The organism is Nonomuraea deserti (assembly GCF_004348685.1).
GTDB lineage: Bacteria > Actinomycetota > Actinomycetes > Streptosporangiales > Streptosporangiaceae > Nonomuraea > Nonomuraea deserti.
On the sequence record NZ_SMKO01000408.1, the window covers coordinates 1 to 1,359 of the forward strand.

The window sequence follows — 1,359 nt, forward strand, 5'->3', positions numbered from 1 at the left end:
CCGCCTGCACTCAGCCATCGGCCACCTCCCGCCCGAGGAGTTCGAGGCGATCTACTACGCTCAGCACCATCCCAACGAAGCCCTAGCAATCAACCGCTGAGGTCTCCATCAAAGCCGGGGCGATTCATAGACACCGCTGTAGTCATGGGAGGAAGACCAGACGTTGAGCGAGGTATCGTCCTGGTTGCGTACTGTCCAGGTCAGCAGGACGTAGCCGCCTGCGTCACGCCGGAGTTCGTTGATGTCCACTTCGGCCTGCCGGGGCCAGTTGTTCTTCTCGATCGCCGGCGGGGCGCCTGCCGGTGCCGTCGCGATGACCGGCAGATCCTTGCTTGTGGAGGCGGGCTGCGGCGTGACCGTTCGAGGGGCTCCGGAGGCGGAGGGGCCGGGATCGACGGCGGGACGGTCGAAGCCGACGGTGACGCGGCGGTTGAGGCGACGGCCCGCCGCGTTGTCGTTCTTGGCGATGGGACGATGGGAGCCGTAGCCGCGCGCCTCGTACGCCAGGCCGTCACGGGTGACCAGATCGTGCAGTGCCGCTTCGACGCTGCGCGCGCGCTTGGCGGACAGCGGGTCGTTGATGGCGTCGCTACCGGTGTTGTCGGCATGGCCCTCGATGGTGACGGTGTCGTCGTCGGACCGGTCGATCTCGCTTGCAACCTCTTTGAGTACAGCCTGAGCGCGCGGGGTGAGTTCGGCCTTGTTCACCGCGAACAACACATCAGCCGATAGCCGCAGGGAGAGCCGTTCGCCGTCGTCGTCACGGGCTTTGGCCGTGTCGTCCACCTGGCTCACGAGGCGGAGCACCTGCGGCTCGGTCGCCCTCTCCGAGATGGGGTCGACGGGCTCGTCGTCGCTGTCCGTCACCTTCAACCGCTCGGGCGGCGCGTTCCCGATGGGGACGTCGAGGAACGGGGGAACCGGGCCGAACAGCACGTCCGCGCTCGTCACGCCGGCGGGCGGAGCGGGGAACACGGCCACGAGTTCTTTCGTGTCGTGCGCCTCGACCCTTGGCCAGCCGCGCGAACACAGGCACGAGTCGTCGCCGTACCCCAGGGGGTAGGCGCGGGTGTCGGTCACGTGGTCGAGGAGCGAGACGCCGCCGATGGAGTCGCTGTGCAGCCGAGGGCTGTGCCACGGTACGACCAGCGTCCCGCCGAACTCGTACGGCCGGTCGGTCTCATTGCGCACCCGCCAGCGCGCGACCACGCGCTGCGGGGAGACGCGGTCCAGGTTGCGTCCACGGGAGTGGTGTACGAGTTTGGCCTGGTCGCAGGCGTGGCGTCGTGAAATGAAGACGGCCATCGAGTGATCCTTCGAGTAGCTAGATCGAGATCGAAGGAGAACCAGTCGATGGCC

The 1,359-nt window shown here is 67.5% G+C and carries 1 protein-coding gene; it reads right to left on the minus strand.

Annotation, left to right across the window (positions count from 1 at the left end):
• Positions 1-108 precede the first annotated feature (108 nt).
• The gene (locus tag E1292_RS50375) at positions 109-1,305 is read right to left on the minus strand and encodes an OmpA family protein (protein ID WP_132606872.1); all 1,197 of its coding nucleotides are present in this window, start codon (positions 1,303-1,305) and stop codon (positions 109-111) included.
• Positions 1,306-1,359: the final 54 nt, after the last annotated feature.